Origin of the sequence: Blautia sp. AF26-2, from assembly GCF_003460955.1 — a bacterium.
GTDB lineage: Bacteria > Bacillota > Clostridia > Lachnospirales > Lachnospiraceae > Fusicatenibacter > Fusicatenibacter saccharivorans.
Window position 1 is genome coordinate 203,653 of the sequence record NZ_QTWD01000005.1, and the last position, 19,876, is coordinate 223,528.

Sequence of the window (19,876 nt, forward strand, 5' to 3'; positions counted from 1 at the left end):
TCCTCTTATTATGATAACTCAAGTATACCACATCAATGCATTCAATGCATTGGTTTTTTCCTTTAAAAGCATTAGACCGTACACGTTTTCACTGTTAAAATAAAGGCAAATGTTATTTTTTTAACATTCACGAAACTGGTAATCTGTTGTTTGTGACAAAACAAAAGGATGAACCGAACAGAGGAAAAAGACAATTTGACCTCAACATAATCTATTTAAAAAGGAGAGAAACCATGAACAAGAAATACCTGCCAAGTGCATTAATTCTGTACTTGAACTACTTTATCCACGGTGTTGGATGCTCCATCCTGGGCCAGGCAGTCATCAAAGAGGCTCTGGCAGCAGCTTGGGGAGTGGAAGCAATGGCAATTACCGCAATTTCCGCAGCACTCGGTCTTGGCCGTCTGATCGCACTGCCATTTGCAGGTCCTCTGTCCGACAAACTCGGACGCCGCATTTCCACTGCAATCGGAAGTGCTTCCTATGCAATTTACCTGATCGGCCTTGCTCTTGCATTTAATGCAGGAACACACGGCGGTTACACCATCGCTTACGTATGCGCCATCATCGGCGGTATCGCAAACTCCTTCCTGGATACCGGTATTTACCCGGCAGTATCCGAGATTATTTACAAAGCTCCTGGCGTTGCTACCATGGGAATCAAATTCTTCATCGCAATTGCTCAGATGCTGCTTCCATTTGTTCTTGGTGTAGCTGTTACTTCTACAGCAGCAGGCCTTACCTCCTACAATCCGTTATTCTACGGATGCGGAATCGCTTATATCGTACTTTTTGTACTGGTATTCCTGTTCCCGCTGCCAGACGCTGACCAGAAAGCATCCGGCAAAAAAGAGGGCCTGATCGACAGTCTGAAACATACACATTTCTCCTTCGAATCCATCGCCATGATCCTGATCGGATTCACCTGCACCGGTACCTTCCAGCTGTGGCTGAACTGTGCACAGAACTTTGCAAAAGAGAATGTAGGCTGGGCTGATCCGTCCATCATGCAGACCTATTATTCTGCAGGAACCATGCTGGCACTGATCGTAACAGCGTTCCTGACCAGAAAAATCAAAGATGTTCGTTTCATCGTTGTTTACCCGGCCATTTGCCTTGTAACTATGATTGCTGTCCTGATGGGACAGAGCAAACCGCTGATGATTGCCGGTGCTTTCATTATCGGATGGGCAGGCGCAGGCGGACTGCTTCAGATCGCAACTTCCGTTTGCAATATGCTGTTCCCGAAAATCAAAGGAACCGTAACCGCACTGGTTATGATTGCATCTTCTCTTTGCAACTACACCATCCTGACCGCAGCATCTAAAATGCAGCCGTCCGGCGTTATGACCATGAACATCGTTCTGACCGCAGTTGGTGTTGCGCTTGGACTGTTTGTAAACATTCGCTATAAAAAAATGGTTGAACTTGCACAGCAGGACAACTAAAATGAGGTTAAGGATTGCGGGAGTACGAAGTACCAGGGAATCCGGGCGTGAAAAAGAAAAGCCTGCAAAAGAAAAGTCAGGGTTAATATTGAAGAAAGAAGGAAAAACACATGAATACAGTAAAAGTTCGTGATATTGAAATCGGTGCCGGTGCACCGAAGATCATCGTTCCGATCGTAGGCGTTACCAAAAACGATATCATCGAAGAAGCAAAAACTTTCCATTCGATTCCGGTTGACGTTGTAGAATGGCGTGTAGACTGGTTCGAGGGTGTATTCGACTTTGCACAGGTAGAGGACGTGTTAAAAGACCTCCGCGAAGCACTCGGCAATATTCCGCTTCTGATGACATTCCGTACCTCCAAAGAGGGCGGTGAAAAAGCGATTGAGCCGACAGCCTATGCGGAGCTGAACATCAAAGCAGCACAGACCGGATATGTGGATCTGGTGGATGTTGAGATCTTTACCGGAGATGACATTGTAAAGAAGATCATCGACGGTGCACACGCAGCAGGCGTAAAGGTTGTTGCTTCCAACCATGATTTCTTCAAAACTCCTGCAAAAGCAGACATCATCTACAGACTGCGCAAAATGCAGGATATGAACGCAGATATTCCGAAGATCGCTGTTATGCCGCAGAATAAGAAAGACGTTCTGACCCTGCTTGCGGCAACAGAGGAAATGACCACCAATTATGCGGACAGACCGATCATCACCATGTCGATGGCAGGCACCGGCGTGATCAGCCGTCTTTGCGGTGAGGTGTTTGGCTCTTCCATGACCTTCGGCGCGGCAAAGAAAGCATCCGCACCGGGTCAGATGGGTGTGAATGATCTGAGCACCGTTCTGGATCTGCTTCACAAAGCCATGTAACCGTTTTTTCTTTAGGGGACACCGGTATTTTTAGCTTTGCTGTTGATGCCGATGTCCCTTTTGTATTATTGTTCTGTTATAAATTTAACGGAGGTATGCCTTTTATGAAGAGAGTATTTCACTGGCTGGATGAAAACTTGGAAGAATTTCTTCTTGTGATCGGTCTGATCGCCATGACGCTGATCATGGGAATTCAGGTTTTCTGCCGCTACGTCCTTGGCATGTCGCTGTCGTGGTCGGAAGAGCTGACCAGATATATTTTTATCTGGTGCGGTTTTTTAAGCGTCAGCTACTGCAGCAAAAAATGCCTTTCCATCAAGATCGAGCAGTTTGTTGCGATTTTCCCGCGGAGAGGAAAAGCCATCTTCAAAATTGTGAATCATACGTTTGAACTGATTTTTTTCATCTATATGATTCCGTTTGCTTTTTCTTATATGATGTCGTCAGTTAAAAGCGGCCAGCTTTCCCCGGCCTGCAAAATCCCGATGTATTTTATCCAGGCAGCACCGCTTGTCTCCTTTGTACTGGTTGCCTTCCGTGTTTTGCAGCGGTGGATGATCGAGTTCCGTGTGGCACGCGGTGAGAATGTTTTCGACCCGGCGCATCCGGAGCGAAATACGCCGGAGTCCTTCATCGAGGCAAATGCCGGAGCAGATAACGCCACAGAAAATGCCCTGAACGCGGGTATCGACAACCGCATCCATACGATTAAAAATTCGAATGAGGAGGAACGCTAATGCCAGTCGTAGTATTATTTCTGATTTTTGTTGCATTGCTGGTCATCGCTGTTCCGGTATCGATTACACTTGGAATCACATCTGTGCTTCCGTCGGTGTTTGACCCGTCTTTTACGGTAGGAGCCAAATATCTGATCCGTGCCATGTTCGGAGGACTCGATTCCTTCCCTCTGCTGGCAGTTCCGATGTTCGTCCTCTCCGGTATCATCATGGCTAAGGGAGGCATCTCCAAAAAACTGTTTGATGTCTTTGCCTATTTTCTCGGAAAATTCACCGCAGGTATGCCGTGCGCGGTTATCGTCACCTGCCTTTTTTACGGTGCGATTTCCGGTTCCGCTCCGGCGACCGTTGCTGCTGTCGGAAGCATGACAATCCCGATTCTGACTACCCTTGGTTATGATCTGACATTCTCCACAGCGATTGTGGCAGTTGCCGGCGGCCTTGGCGTTATCATTCCCCCGAGTATTCCGTTCATCATGTACGGTATGGCTTCCGGCGCTTCGGTCAGTGACCTGTTCCTTGCCGGAATTGTACCGGGTCTGATGATCGGTCTGCTGCTGATGGTTTATGCCGTTTATCACTGCAAACGGTATGGGGAGGACAAAGAGAAGATCCATGCAGAAGTCAAAGTGCTGCATGACAAAGGCCTGCTTCGCGTTTTAAAAGAGAGCTTTTTTGCACTGCTCAGTCCGGTGATCATCCTTGGCTGTATCTACAGCGGTGTTGCTTCCCCGACTGAGGCGGCTGTTATCTCCGTATTCTATGCATTGATCATCAGCCTTTTTGTGTACAGGAGTATCCGCATCCGCGACATCTGGTCCATTCTGGTTGAGGCGATTCGTACCTTCACCCCGATCCTGTTTATTCTGGCGGCATCGACGGCATTTTCCCGTGTGCTGACGCTGATGCAGGTACCGCAGACGGTCAGCGAGTTTATCCTGAACAACTTCCACAGCCCGGTTGCGATCCTTCTGATCATCAATGTATTCCTGCTGATTGTCGGAATGGTTATGGATACGACCCCGGCGATTCTGATTCTGACGCCGATCCTTCTGCCGATTGTACAGGCGATCGGCATGAATCCGATTCAGTTTGGTGTCATCATGGTTGTCAACCTTGCGATTGGTTTCGTAACACCGCCGATCGGCGTCAACCTGTTCGTGGCAAGCTCCCTGACCGAGGTTCCGGTCATGCAGATCGCAAAGAAGGCTATGCCGATGATCGGTTTCTTCCTTGTGGCACTGCTGCTGATTACGTTTATTCCGGTGATTTCGATTGGAATTTTATAGGGAGGAGCGAAGGACAATGAAAAAGATGACAAAAAAGAAAAAGCTTTTCCGAAAAGTGACGGCACTTGCCGCTGTCATTGCGCTTGGCGCATCGCTTGCCGGCTGCGGCTCTTCCGATGGAGAGACGACACAGCGCTATTCCTGGCCGCTGGCAACGGCGAGCCCGGAGGACACGGTAACGCAGATCTTCGCTGAGAAGTTTGCGGAAGAGATTTCAGAGCTGAGCGATGGAAGGATGAAAATTCAGGTTTACGCAAACTCAACGCTTGGCGGCGACCGCGATCTGCTGGAAACGTGTGCTGACGGCGATATTCCGTTTGTCGTACAGAATACGGCACCGCAGGTTTCTTTTATGGGGGATCTTGCCGTGTTTGATTTGCCGTGTGTGTTTGATTCTCTCGATGAATGCCGTGAGAAGATTGATAATCCGGAGTTTTACGAGCTGATCAGCAATGTTTACACAGAAGGCGGCTATCACCTGCTCGGTATGGCAGATCAGGGATTTCGTGTCATGAGTACGAATAAGCCGGTTTACAGCTTTTCGGATTTCAAGGGTCAGAAGATCCGTACCATGGAGAACAGCTACCATCTGGCATTCTGGAAAGCCATCGGTGCCAACCCGACGCCGATGAGCTTCAGTGAGGTTTACATCGGCCTGCAGCAGCACACGATTGATGCGCAGGAGAACCCGTATGAGGTCATCGTTTCGAATAACCTGTATGAGCAGCAGGATTACGTAGTGGAGACGAACCATCTGCCGCATCTGATTTCCCTGATTGTCAACGACGATTTCTTCAAAGCTCTGCCGGAGGACGAGCAGGAGATCATGACAGAGGCCGCAAAGATTGCGACCGAGTACGCAAGAGAGCAGTCCGATGCCCGTATCGCCGACAAGATCGCGACGATCGAGGAGAGCGGAACGAAGATTCTGACACTCGATGACCAGACAAGAGCGGAGATCCGAGAGGCATCGAAGAGTGTGTATAAGTCGATTGAGGAGAATATTGATCCGGCGATTTACAATGCGTATATGGATGGGATTGAAAACTGAGCGTTATTCACTAAAAAAATGGTGACGATTCAGAGCCTTATCTCGATGTTGCTTTTCGCTATATGAAACTCCGGAAAAATTGCTCATTCATGCAAGCGTGTTTCGCGATTTTTCTTCGGCTTCGCATGGCTCTGAATCGTTGCAAAAAAAGAAATTTCCCGGCTGCGGGGCGCTGAAAAACGGTGCTTCGCAGTCGTTTTTTTGTCTGGATCGCTTTAAAATCGCTTTAAATTTACAAAATCTGCCTTGTACCGTCGAAATTACAAGATTATAATGGGATTTGGAAGTTTTTTTTGATCTATTATTATGACCAAGGGAGGCAAAGAAATGATTTTTAATCACATGGACCGGATTGTATTTGCAGGAGATTCCGTAACGGATATGGAAAGTGCACAGCCGGTGGGGGAAGGTTTATTTGAAAATGTCGGAAAGAGCTACGTTCGAATTGTCGAGAACATGCTCGCAGCATTCTACCCGGAGATATATCTCCGCGTGACAAACTCCGGTATCAGTGGAAACACAAGCCGCGACCTGCTGCAGCGCTTCGACCGTGATGTCGTATCCTTAAAACCGGACTGGGTATCCATCTGTATCGGCATCAACGACGTCTGGAGACAGTTCGACAGCCCGGCTATGCCGGACGAGCAGGTATCGCCGGAGGAGTACCGTTCCAACGTCGAGAAGATGATTCTTTCCGTAAAAGATAATGTAAAAGGAATTTTCCTCATGACCCCATACTACATGGAGCCAAATGGGGAGGACTGGATGAGAAAACGCATGGACACCTACGGCGCGATCTGCAGCGAGCTGGCTGAGAAATACGGCTGCCGCTTTATCGACCTGCAGGCCGTCTTCAACGATTACTTCCAGTACCGCCATTCCTCCTACATCGCCTGGGATCGAATCCATCCGAACCAGATCGGCGCTACAGTGATCGCACGGGCATTTCTGGAAAAATGCGGATTCGACTATAATCACAGACCGGAGCATGCTTGAAAAACCATTTCCGCAATCTGAAAGCGCCACTTTGCGGTATGGCTTGCCCTCATAAGGTAGACAAAAAGCGGGAATCGTTATTGGGGTCCTCGCTTTTTCTTTGTCCTGTTCTGTCTGAAAACAGCGGACAGAGTCGAAAAAAGAGAAAAAGAATCGGTAAAATTTTGCTTAAATTACCCAAAATAATTGCTGTTTTGGGACAGTTATGGTATATTATGACTATACATACATTTATGTGGCGCTACATGGGGACATAAGAGTGAGACATAAAAGAAAGGTAACTATTCAGAACCCCATCTCGATTCCGCTTGCGCTGCATTTCGATGTTGCTTCTCGCCATATGAAATTCCAGAAAACCGCGCATTCATGCAAGCATGATTCGCGATTTTCTTCCGTTTCGCATGGCTCTGAATAGTTACAAATAAAGAATAGAACAGGAGAGAAAAAGATATGTATCTGGAAGAGTATAAGAGATGGCTGGCAGCTGATCTGGAAGACGCAGACCTGAACCCGGAGCTGGCACGGATTGAAGGAAACGATGAGGAGATCAAGGACCGTTTTGCTGTATCTCTGAAATTCGGAACCGCAGGACTTCGTGGTGTACTTGGCGCAGGAACAAACCGTATGAATATCTATGTAGTGCGTCAGGCAACACAGGGCCTTGCAAACTGGGTAAAAACACAGGGCGGAAACCAGACCGTAGCCATCAGCTATGACAGCCGTATCAAGAGCGATGTTTTCGCAAAAACAGCAGCAGGCGTTCTGGCTGCAAACGGAATCAAAGTCAGAATTTACGATGCACTGATGCCGGTACCGGCACTTTCCTTTGCAACCCGTTACTATAACTGCAACGCAGGTATCATGGTCACTGCATCCCATAACCCGGCAAAATACAACGGCTACAAAGCCTACGGTCCGGACGGATGCCAGATGACCGACGATGCTGCTGCAATCGTATACGCAGAGATTCAGAAGACCGACATCCTGACCGGCGTAAAATATATGCCGTTTGCACAGGGAGTAGAAGAGGGACTGATCCGTTTCGTCGGCGATGACTGCAAGAATGCCCTGTATGAAGCAATCGAATCCCGTCAGGTTCGTCCGGGTCTGTGTAAAACCGCCGGACTGAAGCTCGTTTACAGCCCACTGAACGGATCTGGTCTTGTACCGGTTACGCGCGTATTAAAAGACATCGGCATCACCGATATTACCATCGTTCCGGAGCAGGAGTATCCGAACGGATACTTCACAACCTGCAGCTATCCGAATCCGGAAATCTTTGCAGCACTGGAAAAAGGCCTGGATCTTGCAAAAGAGACCGGCGCAGACCTGATGCTGGCAACCGACCCGGATGCAGACCGCGTTGGTATCGCCATGAAATGCCCGGATGGAAGCTATGAGCTGGTAACCGGAAACGAAGTCGGCGTTCTGCTTCTCGACTACATCTGCGCAGGCCGCATCGAGAAAGGCACCATGCCGGAGAAACCGGTTGCTGTAAAATCCATCGTGTCTACACCGCTGGCAGATGCAGTTGCAGAGCACTACGGCGTAGAGCTCCGCAGCGTTCTGACCGGATTCAAATGGATCGGCGATCAGATTGCAAACCTGGAGGCAGACGGCGAAGTAGACCGCTTCATCTTCGGATTCGAGGAGAGCTACGGATACCTGGCTGGCCCGTATGTAAGAGATAAAGACGCAGTCATCGGCTCCATGCTGATCTGCGAGATGGCAGCTTACTACAGAAGCATCGGAAGCTCTCTGAAACAGAGACTGGAAGAGATCTATGCCGAGTATGGCCGCTACCTGAACAAAGTAGACAGTTTCGAGTTCCCGGGACTTAGCGGAATGGACAAGATGGCCGGTATTATGAATGGCCTTCGAAAAGAGCCGCTGACCGAGATCGCAGGTTCCGCTGTTGTCAAAGTAACCGATTACGAGAAACCGGAAGAAACAGGACTCCCATCCGCAAACGTTCTGATCTACAAGCTGGCAAACGGTGAAACCGTCATCGTCCGCCCGTCCGGAACAGAGCCGAAGATCAAAGTATACTACACAACACTTGGTAAGGATCTGGCAGAGGCAGAAGCAGAGAAAGAAAAACTCGCAGAGGCTTTGAAACCGATTCTGGCATAAAGAAAATAAAAGAATGGAAGGGCGTGGCTTTGGTCACGCCCTTTTTTGAACCGAAATTTCTTTTGAAAAGTGTAAGATTTTCTGCAAAATGGCGTGATGATAGGTGAAAGGGGGGATTTCCATATGGAGGATACTCATATTGTCCAAATGTACTGGGACAGGAACGAAACAGCGATCAGCGAGTCTGCGATGAAATATGGTACATACTGTACGTCCATTGCACAGAATATTCTGCAGAATCCGGCGGATGCAGAAGAATGTGTCAACGACACCTGGCTTCACGCGTGGAACGCTATGCCGCCGCACCGGCCGTCTCTGTTATCCACATTTCTTGGAAAAATAACGAGAAATCTTTCGTTTGATCTGTATCGAAAAATGCATCGCAAAAAACGCGGAGGAAGTCAGATGGATGCAGTATTGGACGAGCTGGAAGAATGTGTTTCGGGGAAAGATGATATTGAGCGGCAGTGGGAGATGAAAGAACTGATCGCGGAGATCAATCAGTTTCTGCAGAAGCTGCCGGAGGAGAAACGATGCATGTTTGTCCTGCGGTACTGGTATGTAGACAGTATCGGTGAAATCGCGGATCGGCTGGGAAGAAGTGAAAACTATGTTTCAGTTACGCTGAACCGGATCCGCGGGAAACTGCATACACACTTGACGGAAAGGGGGTTCGAAGTATGAAGAAAGAAGAATTATTTGAAACGTTGGGAAATCTGGATCCTGGTATGGTGGAAAACGCGGGGAAATATCAGCGTTCACGAAGGGCTGCATGGAAAAAATGGACGGCCGCGGCAGCCTGCGCGGTAATCATCGGCGGAACTGTGCTGGGGGTTATGACATGGAGAAACGGTCGGGAGGGTTCTGCAGTCCGTTACCCGTCGGGGGTAACGACGGTTCTGGCGGCTTATCCGGCATCTGTGGCGCGGACGATGGATGCGCAGAAATTTATGGAAAGCGATGCACACTGGGACTGGTGGGATTCGTACCGGGAGCTGACAGCAAAATCAGCAGAACTGCAGACAGGAATGGATGCGTATTATCAGAACCTGATAGAACAGATGCTGGTTTCGGAAAATGAAAATACCGTCTGCTCGCCGATCAATCTGTATATCGCATTTGCGATGCTGGCGGAAACTTCAGATGGAAATACACGGCAGCAGATTCTCGACATGCTTGGTGCTCAGGATATGGATACGTTGCGGGAAAATGTTTCTTCGCTCTGGGAAAGTAATTATGCAGATACGCCTGCGCTGAAAAGTGTGCTGGCAAATTCGCTGTGGCTGGACAAGGAGGAAACATACAATGACACAACGCTGCAGCGGCTGGCGGAGCAGTACTATGCATCGACATTCAGAGGAACGCCAGGATCAAAAGAAATGGATCAGGCATTGCAGACCTGGACGGATAATAATACCGGCGGGCTTTTGAAGGAATATACGAAAGACATGGCGATCGCACCGGATACCGTGTTTGAGCTTGTATCTACCATCTATTATAAGGCGATGTGGAGGGAAAATTTCTGGGAAGTGAATACAGAGAAGGAAACGTTCCACGGAACTGCGGGAGACACCGATGTGGATATGATGAAAAAAACGGAACGGATGGATGTCTACCAGGGAGAACAATTTACGGCAATCGGTCTTAGCCTTCAGGACAGCGGCTCTATGTATTTCCTGCTTCCGGATGAAAATGCAGATGTAAGTGAACTGGTATCATCGCCGGATCTGATGAAGGTTATACGGCGGGATGAAAGCAGTGATAACTGGTATTCCCCTATGGTGAATCTGTCTGTTCCTAAATTTAAAGTATCGGAGAAAACAGACCTGATCGAAACGGTGCGTGCACTTGGTGTAACGGATGCACTGGATGCGGATCTGGCGGATTTCAGTCCATTAACAGAGAACAGGAATGGCTTATACCTGAGCAAAGCAGACCACGCCGCCATGCTCGAAATTGATGAAAACGGAGTAACCGGAGCAGCCTATACAGAACTTGGCGTTTCAGAAACCGCAGCAGAAATCCCGGACGACGAAATCGATTTCGTACTGGATCGTCCATTCCTGTTTCTTGTTACGGGGCAGGACGGATCGCTGTTGTTCTCGGGAGTTGTAAGAAATATCGACGGGAAGTGAAAAAAGGAGTCGGACTGTCCGACTCCTTTTAAAATAGAAGAACTCAGGGTATTTCATCCTCCGAAGCGGATATTCTTTACTGTTTTCTTCTCAATATGCAAATCTTCATAAATCCGGTTGCCACCATTTCCCTGCGGCGCCTGGGCAAGAAGCCCTACTTTTACGGTCTTTTTACCGGAAAGATTAAAAAATCTTGTCATAAAATAATGAATGCCGTCTTCAGAATAATGGAAAGCAAAGGAATTTTTCACTCTGCAAATTTTCAGCCATGCGGTATTTCCGGAAATATTACTTCCGTTGGCATCGTCAGAATAACCTTGTTTCGTCACAACGCTGACAGCGGCATGAGTTCCGAAATCGGTTTTTTCAAAGCAGCTTTTTGCCCAGTTGTCCAGATCTTCCATGACCATAAGAGAAGAAGAGTCATAGATGTCTTTGAAGTCATGAGAAACTTTGACAGTCAGAACAAAATCGCCTTCGATTTCCGTATAATAATAGGGTGCATTGTGCAGTGATTCCGGCGTAATGCCTTCTTCCGAAACAGTGCCGTTGTTGCAGAAGAAATCTGTCCCAGCCGGTGCAAAGATGACAAGCTTGCCTTCTTCCTCTCTTTTTAATTCGCTTTCATTTAACCAGGAAAAATCCATCATCCTATCTCCTTTCTAAGAAGTGTGTCTGAGACACGTTACAGTATCTCTTCGGTGCTTATTTTTACTCTGCGTTCCTTTGTCGGAGCAGAAAAACAGACAAAATCAGTACAGCAGGGAAAATGCAGCCGGCCAGCATACCTGCCTTCAGATCGTCGCCGGTGTTTTGTGTGACAAATCCAATAACAAATGGTCCAATGGAACCACCCATATCTCCGGCCATGGCGAGAAGTGCGAACAGTGCAGTTCCGCCGAGTGGAATTTTAGAGGATGAAATACTGATGGTTCCCGGCCACATAATTCCTACGGAGAAACCACACACAACGCAGCCTGTAAGATTTAAAAGAGGATATGGTGCGAGAGCTGCAGCCAGATAACAGATCAGGCAAAGTGTACCGGATGCGATCATAAATTTTGTTAAGTCAATTTTTTCCCCGTATTTACCATAGAAGGTTCTGCTGATGCCCATCATCACAGCAAACAGGCACGGTCCTGCAATGTCTCCAATGCTTTTTGAGAGACCTAATGCAGACTCGGCATAAGCGGAAGCCCATTGCGCCATCGAAATCTCGCTTGCTCCGGCGCAGACCATAAGAACAAGGGAAATCCAGAAAATGGGAAGACGGCACAGCTGACGAATGGTAAGTCCTTCTTCGCTTCCGGTGAGTGATTCAATCGGGCAGGAAAGGAAATTAAACGTATTGTACAGTGGAAGTACAGCCCAGATACATGCGAGGATCGGCCAGCGTTCCATACCAAAAACTGCCAGAAAAGCAGTGGAGAGTAAGATGACGCCTACAGACCCCCAGCAGTAAAAGGAGTGAAGCAGACTCATAACGCTGTCCTTATTGTCAAACGGACAAGCCTCTACGATTGGGCTGACAAGAACCTCAATCAGTCCGCTTCCGGCGGCATAGATCATGGCACTGAGCAAAATTCCTGCATAGGCATTTGGCAGAATATTGGGCAGAAAGGCAAGTCCAATCAGGCCGCAGGCGGAAAGAATCTCAGAAGCAACGACACACCTGCGATAACCGATTTTATCGACATATCTGGCACAGAACAAATCGACAAGAAGTTGTGTGAAAAAGAATACTGTCGAGATAAACGCAATTTTTCCAAGAGAAATATGGTAAGTTCTGTGAAAGGTAAGAAATAGTAAAGGTGCAAAATTTGCAGAAATTGCCTGCGTGATAAATCCAAGATAACAGGCAATTAAGGTTTTGTGGTAGTTCTTTTTCATGATGATATACTCCGTTTTTTAAAATGGCAGAACTGCTGCGGCCGTAGTGTTCGTTTCGTTGCCGTTCACCGTGTTCCATGGAGCGACAACGATTCTTTTTGTATAATAACGTAAAATAGTGTCGCTTTCACTGGAATATATCGTCTGTTTATTGTATAATATCGTAAAATAGAGAGGGGCGTGCCTGAAAAACGGAGGCGGGGAAAGATGGAATTTAATACATTTTATAACAAGATCCAAACGGATGAAAGCATGATGGAAACGATACAGCATGGAAACAGTGAGTATCCGTTTCAATTGTATTACGACGATCTTGCGTTGTTTGATTTTCATTGTGTAGAATGGCACTGGCATGTGGAGTTTGAGTTTGTTTTTGTACAGGAGGGAACAGCAACCTTCTGGGTTGGCGAAAAGCAGTTTTCACTGGGACAGGGAACGGGCATTTTTATTAACTCAAAGATTTTGCATCGCTATTTTTCTGAAGGCCATGCGATTGTGCCAAATTTCGTTCTGAAACCGACATTTCTCGCTTCGGCAGACAGCCTGATTTACAAAAAATACATTGCACCGATACAGGCGTGTAAGGTGGACTGCATTGTCTTTTGCAGGGAAATAAAATGGCAGGCAGAAGCACTGGAGCTCATGCAGAAAATTCTCAAAGCGCAGGAATCAGACAAAGACCGGGAACTGGTTACTTTATTTCTGACGCAGGAATTGTGGCACTTGCTTTATTTGCACATGGATTCGGAAGTGCTGCAGAAAAAAAGAGAAAATACGGCATCCTCACAGGGAAGAACACAGCTGATGATGCAATATATTCATCAAAATTTCCGACAAAATCTTACCCTGGAGGATATCGCCGGGCAGGCTATGGTGAGCAAAAGTACGGCATTGAATCTGTTCCGAAGATATCTTCACGATACGCCGGTGCATTATCTGGTGAAGTATCGTCTGCAGGAGGCTGCAAAGCTTCTGGCCACGACGGAGAAAAAGATAACTGTAATTTCCGGCGAGACGGGATTTGAAAATATGGATTATTTTTGCAAAACATTTAAGAAATATTATGGGAGGACACCGACGGAATATCGAAGAAAAAAACAAATGGATACGGATGACAGAGAAGGGATTGTTCAAGAGGTAGTGTAAGAGGAAACGGAAAAATTACATTCTGAAAAAGGAGCGGAATCCGGTGTGGGTTCTGCTCCTTTTTAAATGGAAAATTATGGAATATATTTATTCGGCACAGCCAAAAACTCTTCTACATATTGCTCTAGTGCCGCAAGCAGCTCTTCAAGCGGAAAGACCTTCAGATCCTGCGCGGCTTCCGGCGGGACGGAGAGGAAGTGATGGAGGAGGTCAAGTACCTGTTGGACGTTCTCATACGGAATTTCTGTGATTCCAGGGTTCGTGACGTTAGGATTGAGATCGAGCGGGATGCAATAGCGGTTGACAAGATATGTATTCATTCGTGTATAGTCCCCGTAATAATACTCCTCCGTGAGATATCTGGAAAAAGGAATGGATGTCCGCGATTTTTTGATATAAACCGTTGCAATCTCATCTCTCATATCTGTAATTTCTCCATCCGCATTATAAAATTCCACAATCTGCGGAATGAAATCCTTAAAGAATTTCCGGTCAATATAAAGATGAAAATAATATCCCAGTGCGCTCGAATCTGGCAGAAGTGAACGGTATTTCGCTGTAAACCGTGTAAGATCCGGGAATACCATCATTTTTTCGCGGTAAAGCGGATCGCGGAAATGGGAGGATTCTTTCTGCTGCGTCGCATCCGGCAGAAGATTTCCGATCAGAAAATCATTTACCGATGAAATCGGATATGGAAAATCCGGGTGGGACGGGAGGTGCTTTAACAGCATTTGGGCTGCGGTGAGATGTAAAATAAAACCTGGCATGGGAATGAAGATGTCCTTTCGTATTTGCTTCTAATCTAAACAAAATGGCAGCGTTTGTCAAATTCTATTTGAGTAGCGTAAATTCTAAAAAAAACATAAACACCGGCAAATTTCTTGACATGGAAATTTGCCGGTGTTATTATTTAACATGCGTAAATAAATAACACTGTTAAACATTTGCGGCAAAAGGAGGGGGAAAACATGAAAGATGCATTTGAAAAACTGTTTCGTGCGGTGCACCAGTTTAAAAAACTGAACGTATCAGACCTGATACCGGGACTCAGCAGTTCCGAATTTTCCGTTATGGGTGCGATTTTGCAAATGGGAGAAAACGGAAAAATTACAAGCTCAGAGCTGGCGGCGAAGACCAAAACACTTCCGCCGGCTGTGTCGCGCACACTGCGCGGACTGGAGGAAAAAGGATATGTAGAGCGGAGCGTTGACAAAAAAGACCGCAGAAATACGTATATCAGTCTGACAGAGAAGGGCTGGAAAAAGGGGGAAGAGGTACGGGACAGAATGCAGGACTTTGGCTGCTCTGTGATGTCACAGTTAAAGGAAGAGGATGTAGATCGGCTGGTTGCTTATCTGGATCGTATCTATGAGATCGCAGAAAAAGAAATTGACACCCGAAAACGACAGAATTAGTGTGCCGGCAAGCTGGTACACAAAAAAAGACAGAAAGGGGAAAAAATGAGTAAGATTTTCAAGAATATGCTCCCGTACTGGAAATCGATTCTTGTGATTCTTATGCTTTTGTTTGTCCAGGCGTGGTGCGACCTGTCGCTCCCGTCGTATACATCCGACATCATCGATGTGGGCATTCAGAACAGCGGCGTCGAGCACGTTACGCCGAAACGGATCACCGAGGAAGAATTTCAGACGGCCGAGTTTATCATGACGGATGATGAGGTGGATTTATGGGAAAGCCTCTATACGAAAAAGGACGGCTATTATGAACGGAACAAAGCTTCTGAAAAAGAACTTGATGAAACAGACGATACACTGACCGTTGCACTGCTGATGAATTACCAGATGGGTGCGATGGAGGAGGATACCTTTAAACAACTCATGGCACAGCAGACCGGTCAGGATGCGTCGGTGTTTGAAAACATGACGATTGAGCAGATCGGCGAGATGATGCATGTGGAGCTGAAGAGCTTCCAGCAGGAAAAAGAGGATGACGATGGAAACAAAGTCGAAGTCACCTGTGTGGATGTCCGTCCAATCTTTGCAGCGATGCTCGAGAGCGGGCAGATGGATAAAGACACCGTGCTCTCGATGCGCGACAGCATGGAAAAAACGTTTGATACGATGGGAAGCTCCCTGGTAAAATCGATGGGCATTGCGTATGCAGTTTCCGCAGACAAAGCGGCGGGTCTCGATGTAGACCAGATTCAGAAAACGTACCTTCTGACTGCAGGCCTCAAGATGGTCGGCATGGCACTCCTGATGGGTGTGGTAACTGTTCTCGTCGGACTGTTTGCCTCCCGCGTCGGCGCCGGAATCGGCCGCGATCTGCGCGAAAAAGTATTCAAACGGGTTGTCGGATTCTCCAATGCGGAGATGGATCAGTTCTCCACCGCATCGCTGATTACCCGAAGCACGAACGATATCCAGCAGATTCAGATGGTCTCCGTCATGGTGCTGCGAATGGTTGCCTACGCTCCGATCCTTGGCATCGGCGGTGTGCTGAAAGTCATGAAAACGGGAGCCGGTATGGAATGGATCATTGTTCTTGCGATCATCGTCATTCTCGGATACGTGATGCTGCTTGTCTCCCTTGCGATGCCGAAATTTAAGCTGATGCAGAAACTGGTTGACAACATCAACCTCGTATCGCGTGAAATCCTGACCGGACTCTCTGTCATCCGTGCGTTCGGAAGAGAGGACAAAGAGGAAGAGCGCTTCGACGGTGCGAATAAGGAACTGACCAAAATAACCCTGTTCACCAACCGCGTCATGACCTTTATGATGCCTGGTATGATGATGATTATGAACGTGCTGACCGTCGGAATCGTATGGTTCGGTGCACATAAAATCGATGCCGGCACGATGCAGGTCGGTGCAATGACTGCATTTATTACCTACGCCATGATGATCGTCATGTCTTTCCTGATGCTGACAATGATGTCAATCATGCTGCCGCGTGCCGCTGTTGCCGCCGGCCGTATCGATGAAGTCATTCAGACAGAATCCTCCATTCAGGATGTCAAAAATCCGGAGCAGCTGGAGGTTCACAACGGAGTTGTCCGCTTCGATCACGTCAACTTCCGTTATCCGGGCGCCGAGGAGGATGTGCTGCATGACATCGACTTCGTTGCCGAGCCTGGCAAGACGACGGCGATCATCGGAAGCACCGGCTGCGGTAAATCGACGCTGGTCAACCTGATCCCACGTCTCTATGATGTGACGGGCGGAAAGATTACGCTCGACGGAAAAGATATTCGAAACATTACGATGAAGGATCTGCGCGATGAGATCGGTTTCGTGCCGCAGAAAGGTGTGCTGTTCTCGGGAACGATCGCATCCAACCTGCGCTTCGGAAAAGACGATGCGACGGATGCGGAGATCGAAAAGGCAGCCGCAATTGCGCAGGCAACCGAGTTTATCGAGGCAAAAGATGACAAATACGAAACCGCGATTGCACAGGGCGGAACGAACGTATCCGGCGGACAGAAACAGCGTCTGGCGATTGCGCGTGCGATTGCAAAAGACCCGAAAATCTTTATTTTCGACGACAGTTTTTCTGCACTTGACCTGAAAACGGATGCGGCGCTTCGAAAAGCACTGGCGGAGAATGTCAAAGACAGCACCGTGATCATCGTGGCACAGCGGATCAGCACGATTCTCCATGCGGAGCAGATTCTGGTGCTCGATGACGGAAAAGTAGTCGGAAAAGGTACGCATGAGGAACTGCTGAGAAGCTGCGAGGTTTACCAGGAGATTGCGAAATCCCAGCTGTCAGAGAAAGAGCTTGGACTGAAGGAAAGTGAGGTGGCTGACCATGAGTAATGAAATGAACCAGCAGCCGCGCAAAAGAGGACCGATGGGACGGATGGGCCGCGGCATGCAGCCGGGCGAGAAGCCGAAAGATCTGAAAAAATCGATCAAACAGCTCGCTCAGTACATCGGAAAATATAAAATTGCGATTTGTATTGTTATGATCTGTGCCGCATGCTCAACGGTGTTCAATGTTGCCGGACCAAAGATTCTCGGAAAAGCTACGACCGCACTGTCCGAGGGACTGATGGAAAAGATCCGGGGCACAGGAAGCATTGATTTTGCAAGAATCGGAACGATTCTGCTGTTTGTACTTGGCCTGTATCTGATGAGCGCCCTGTTCAGCTTCATCCAGGGATGGATCATGACGGGCGTGACGCAGAAGGTGTGCTATCAGCTTCGAAAAGAGATTTCGGAGAAGATCAACCGTATGCCGATGAAATATTTTGAGAGCCGCACGTACGGTGAAGTGCTCTCACGCATCACAAATGATGTCGATACGCTTGGCCAGGGACTGAACCAGAGTATCACGACGATCATCACCTCGTTGGCAACGCTCATCGGTGTTCTGATCATGATGCTGAGTATCTCCCCATTGATGACGCTGATCGCGCTTGTGATCCTGCCGATTTCAATGGGACTCATCGGACTCGTGACAAAGAAATCACAGAAATTCTTCCGTGCCCAGCAGGAATATTTAGGCCACATCAACGGTCAGGTTGAGGAGGTTTACGGCGGCCATCTCGTCATCAAGGCATTTAACCGCGAGAAGGATACGATCGAAGAGTTTGAAAAAACCAACAATATTCTTTACGATTCCGCATGGAAATCCCAGTTTTTATCCGGTATGATGCAGCCGATTATGATGTTTGTCGGAAATTTAGGCTACGCCTGCGTGGCATTGACCGGCGGACTTCTGGCGATCAAAAACGTGATCACGATCGGTGATATCCAGGCATTTATCCAGTATGTGAAAAACTTTACCCAGCCGATCCAGCAGATTGCGCAGGTTATCAACATGGTACAGTCGATGTCGGCGGCATCCGAGCGTGTCTTTGAATTCCTGAACGAGGAAGAGGAAGACCAGATTGTCGAGAATCCGGCAGCAATCGAGACTGTGACAGGAGAAGTCACCTTCGACCACGTACATTTCGGCTACAACCCGGAGCAGATCATCATCAACGATTTCAGCGCCAAAGTAAAACCGGGCCAGAAAACCGCGATCGTCGGCCCGACCGGAGCCGGAAAGACGACGATGGTCAAACTGCTGATGCGCTTCTACGATGTCAACAGCGGAGCCATTCTGCTGAACGACCACAACATCAAAGACTTCAACCGCAGAGAGCTGCGCGATGCCTTCGGTATGGTCCTGCAGGATACGTGGCTGTTCAAGGGAACCATCATGGAAAACATCCGCTACGGCCGGCTCGATGCAACAGATGAGGAAGTCATCGCAGCAGCAAAAGCCGCAAGAGCCCACCACTTCATCCAGACCCTGCCGGGCGGCTATCAGATGGAACTGAATGAAGATGCCAGCAATGTGTCGCAGGGACAGAAACAGCTGCTGACGATTGCACGCGCAATCCTTGCTGACAACAAGATTCTGATCCTCGACGAGGCAACCTCATCCGTCGACACCAGAACCGAAATCGAGATCCAGAAAGCCATGGATAACCTGATGAAGGGCAGAACAAGCTTCGTCATCGCCCACCGGCTGTCCACGATTCGTGATGCGGATCTGATTCTCGTCATGAAAGACGGAGACATCATCGAGCAGGGAAATCACGAAGAACTGCTCGCGGCAAACGGATTCTATGCAAATCTTTACAATTCGCAGTTTGAGGATGTGGTGGCGTAAGAGAAGAAAAATTGACTTGACATATCTTCGGAATTTCTGTACAAAATAAGTAAGAGCACTGGCTCCGTTATAAAAGCAGTGGTCCCTACTGTGAGTGGGAATTGTTGTTATTTACAATTCAAAAAAGAAAATGAATGCCTGAGCTTAAGTGTTCAGGCATTTTTTGCTTTCGTGGTAGAATATCTAAGCAATCTGGAGTAAAATAAACAGCAGAAAAAAGAAAGTGAGAACAAAAAATGGCAGACAGACACATAACAGAAAAATTACTGGAGGGCGAGCGTCTTTCCGGAAAGGTGACATTATTTGCGAAAGTAACAATTTTACCGGGCGACGAGCTTCCGTATCATGAGCATCACGGAGAGACAGAAACGTACCACATCTTATCCGGCGGGGGAATGTATCAGGATAATGACAAGACCTATCCGGTACAGGATGGCATGACGACGTTCTGCGAGGACAGCAGCGGACATGCGATTTCCTGCCTTGGGGAAGAGCCGCTGGTCTTTCTGGCGATGATTCAGAAAAAAGCAGAGTAACCGGAGCGGACG

Annotated in this window: 18 protein-coding genes; 14 read left to right on the forward strand and 4 right to left on the reverse strand. The window is 47.9% G+C overall.

What is annotated here, in order from left to right:
- The first annotated feature begins 233 nt into the window (after positions 1-233).
- The 6 genes from DWY63_RS08475 to DWY63_RS08500 all read left to right on the forward strand — a co-directional run bounded on the left by DWY63_RS08475 (position 234) and on the right by DWY63_RS08500 (position 6,393).
- Positions 234-1,448: an MFS transporter gene (locus tag DWY63_RS08475; RefSeq protein WP_055226273.1), complete on the forward strand. Its 1,215-nt coding sequence runs from the start codon at positions 234-236 to the stop codon at positions 1,446-1,448.
- 110 nt (positions 1,449-1,558) lie between these two features.
- On the forward strand, positions 1,559-2,320 hold the full coding sequence (aroD, locus tag DWY63_RS08480) for a type I 3-dehydroquinate dehydratase (protein ID WP_117801863.1): 762 nt from the start codon (positions 1,559-1,561) through the stop codon (positions 2,318-2,320).
- A 104-nt stretch (positions 2,321-2,424) separates the two neighbouring features.
- Positions 2,425-3,057, forward strand: coding sequence for a TRAP transporter small permease (locus tag DWY63_RS08485; RefSeq protein ID WP_117510066.1), 633 nt, complete (start codon positions 2,425-2,427; stop codon positions 3,055-3,057).
- Positions 3,057-4,346, forward strand: coding sequence for a TRAP transporter large permease (locus DWY63_RS08490; RefSeq protein ID WP_117801864.1), 1,290 nt, complete (start codon positions 3,057-3,059; stop codon positions 4,344-4,346). The genes DWY63_RS08485 and DWY63_RS08490 overlap by 1 nt, the downstream gene beginning before the upstream one ends.
- Positions 4,347-4,362: 16 nt before the next feature.
- Entirely contained in the window at positions 4,363-5,397 is a 1,035-nt protein-coding gene (locus DWY63_RS08495; protein ID WP_243001869.1) for a TRAP transporter substrate-binding protein, read from the forward strand.
- A 327-nt stretch (positions 5,398-5,724) separates the two neighbouring features.
- Positions 5,725-6,393, forward strand: a complete 669-nt coding sequence (locus DWY63_RS08500; RefSeq protein ID WP_117801865.1) for an SGNH/GDSL hydrolase family protein — start codon at positions 5,725-5,727, stop codon at positions 6,391-6,393.
- Here the strand turns inward: DWY63_RS08500 and DWY63_RS19115 are convergent.
- Positions 6,372-6,446, reverse strand: a complete 75-nt coding sequence (locus tag DWY63_RS19115) for a DUF6783 domain-containing protein (RefSeq protein WP_368249205.1) — start codon at positions 6,444-6,446, stop codon at positions 6,372-6,374. The two genes, DWY63_RS08500 and DWY63_RS19115, sit on opposite strands and share 22 nt — an antisense overlap.
- 397 nt (positions 6,447-6,843) lie before the next feature.
- Here DWY63_RS19115 and DWY63_RS08505 point away from each other — a divergent pair, with 397 nt between their 5' ends.
- From DWY63_RS08505 to DWY63_RS08515, 3 genes are all read left to right on the forward strand, one after another.
- Positions 6,844-8,526, forward strand: coding sequence for a phospho-sugar mutase (locus tag DWY63_RS08505; protein WP_117801866.1), 1,683 nt, complete (start codon positions 6,844-6,846; stop codon positions 8,524-8,526).
- A gap of 123 nt (positions 8,527-8,649) precedes the next feature.
- The gene (locus DWY63_RS08510; RefSeq protein ID WP_117801867.1) at positions 8,650-9,210 is read left to right on the forward strand and encodes an RNA polymerase sigma factor; all 561 of its coding nucleotides are present in this window, start codon (positions 8,650-8,652) and stop codon (positions 9,208-9,210) included.
- Positions 9,207-10,661: a serpin family protein gene (locus DWY63_RS08515; protein WP_117801868.1), complete on the forward strand. Its 1,455-nt coding sequence runs from the start codon at positions 9,207-9,209 to the stop codon at positions 10,659-10,661. Before DWY63_RS08510 ends, DWY63_RS08515 begins: the two co-directional genes overlap by 4 nt.
- 53 nt (positions 10,662-10,714) lie before the next feature.
- Here DWY63_RS08515 and DWY63_RS08520 read toward each other — a convergent pair whose 3' ends face one another.
- Together DWY63_RS08520 and DWY63_RS08525 are read right to left on the reverse strand one after the other, a co-directional pair.
- Positions 10,715-11,308 (reverse strand): DUF1349 domain-containing protein, encoded by a 594-nt coding sequence (locus DWY63_RS08520; RefSeq protein WP_117801869.1) that lies wholly within the window; start codon positions 11,306-11,308, stop codon positions 10,715-10,717.
- A gap of 64 nt (positions 11,309-11,372) precedes the next feature.
- A complete protein-coding gene (locus DWY63_RS08525; RefSeq protein WP_117801870.1) occupies positions 11,373-12,551 on the reverse strand; it encodes an MFS transporter in 1,179 nt (392 codons plus the stop codon).
- Between the two features lie 207 nt (positions 12,552-12,758).
- On the opposite strand from DWY63_RS08525, the gene DWY63_RS08530 reads away from it, so the two are divergent.
- Entirely contained in the window at positions 12,759-13,697 is a 939-nt protein-coding gene (locus DWY63_RS08530; protein ID WP_117801871.1) for an AraC family transcriptional regulator, read from the forward strand.
- A 74-nt stretch (positions 13,698-13,771) separates the two neighbouring features.
- Here the strand turns inward: DWY63_RS08530 and DWY63_RS08535 are convergent, their stop codons facing one another.
- Complete coding sequence (locus DWY63_RS08535) at positions 13,772-14,467, reverse strand: hypothetical protein (protein ID WP_117801872.1); 696 nt, start codon at positions 14,465-14,467, stop codon at positions 13,772-13,774.
- A gap of 201 nt (positions 14,468-14,668) precedes the next feature.
- Between DWY63_RS08535 and DWY63_RS08540 the strand changes: the two genes are divergently transcribed.
- The 4 genes from DWY63_RS08540 (at position 14,669) to DWY63_RS08555 (ending at position 19,864) form a co-directional block, all read left to right on the forward strand.
- Positions 14,669-15,115, forward strand: coding sequence for a MarR family winged helix-turn-helix transcriptional regulator (locus DWY63_RS08540; RefSeq protein ID WP_117801873.1), 447 nt, complete (start codon positions 14,669-14,671; stop codon positions 15,113-15,115).
- 45 nt (positions 15,116-15,160) lie between these two features.
- Positions 15,161-17,482, forward strand: coding sequence for an ABC transporter ATP-binding protein (locus tag DWY63_RS08545; protein WP_117801874.1), 2,322 nt, complete (start codon positions 15,161-15,163; stop codon positions 17,480-17,482).
- Positions 17,475-19,328, forward strand: coding sequence for an ABC transporter ATP-binding protein (locus tag DWY63_RS08550; RefSeq protein WP_117801875.1), 1,854 nt, complete (start codon positions 17,475-17,477; stop codon positions 19,326-19,328). Before DWY63_RS08545 ends, DWY63_RS08550 begins: the two co-directional genes overlap by 8 nt.
- Positions 19,329-19,564: 236 nt before the next feature.
- Positions 19,565-19,864 carry a cupin domain-containing protein gene (locus DWY63_RS08555; protein ID WP_117801876.1) on the forward strand — a complete coding sequence of 100 codons (300 nt, stop codon included), beginning with the start codon at positions 19,565-19,567 and terminating at the stop codon, positions 19,862-19,864.
- Positions 19,865-19,876 lie beyond the last annotated feature (12 nt).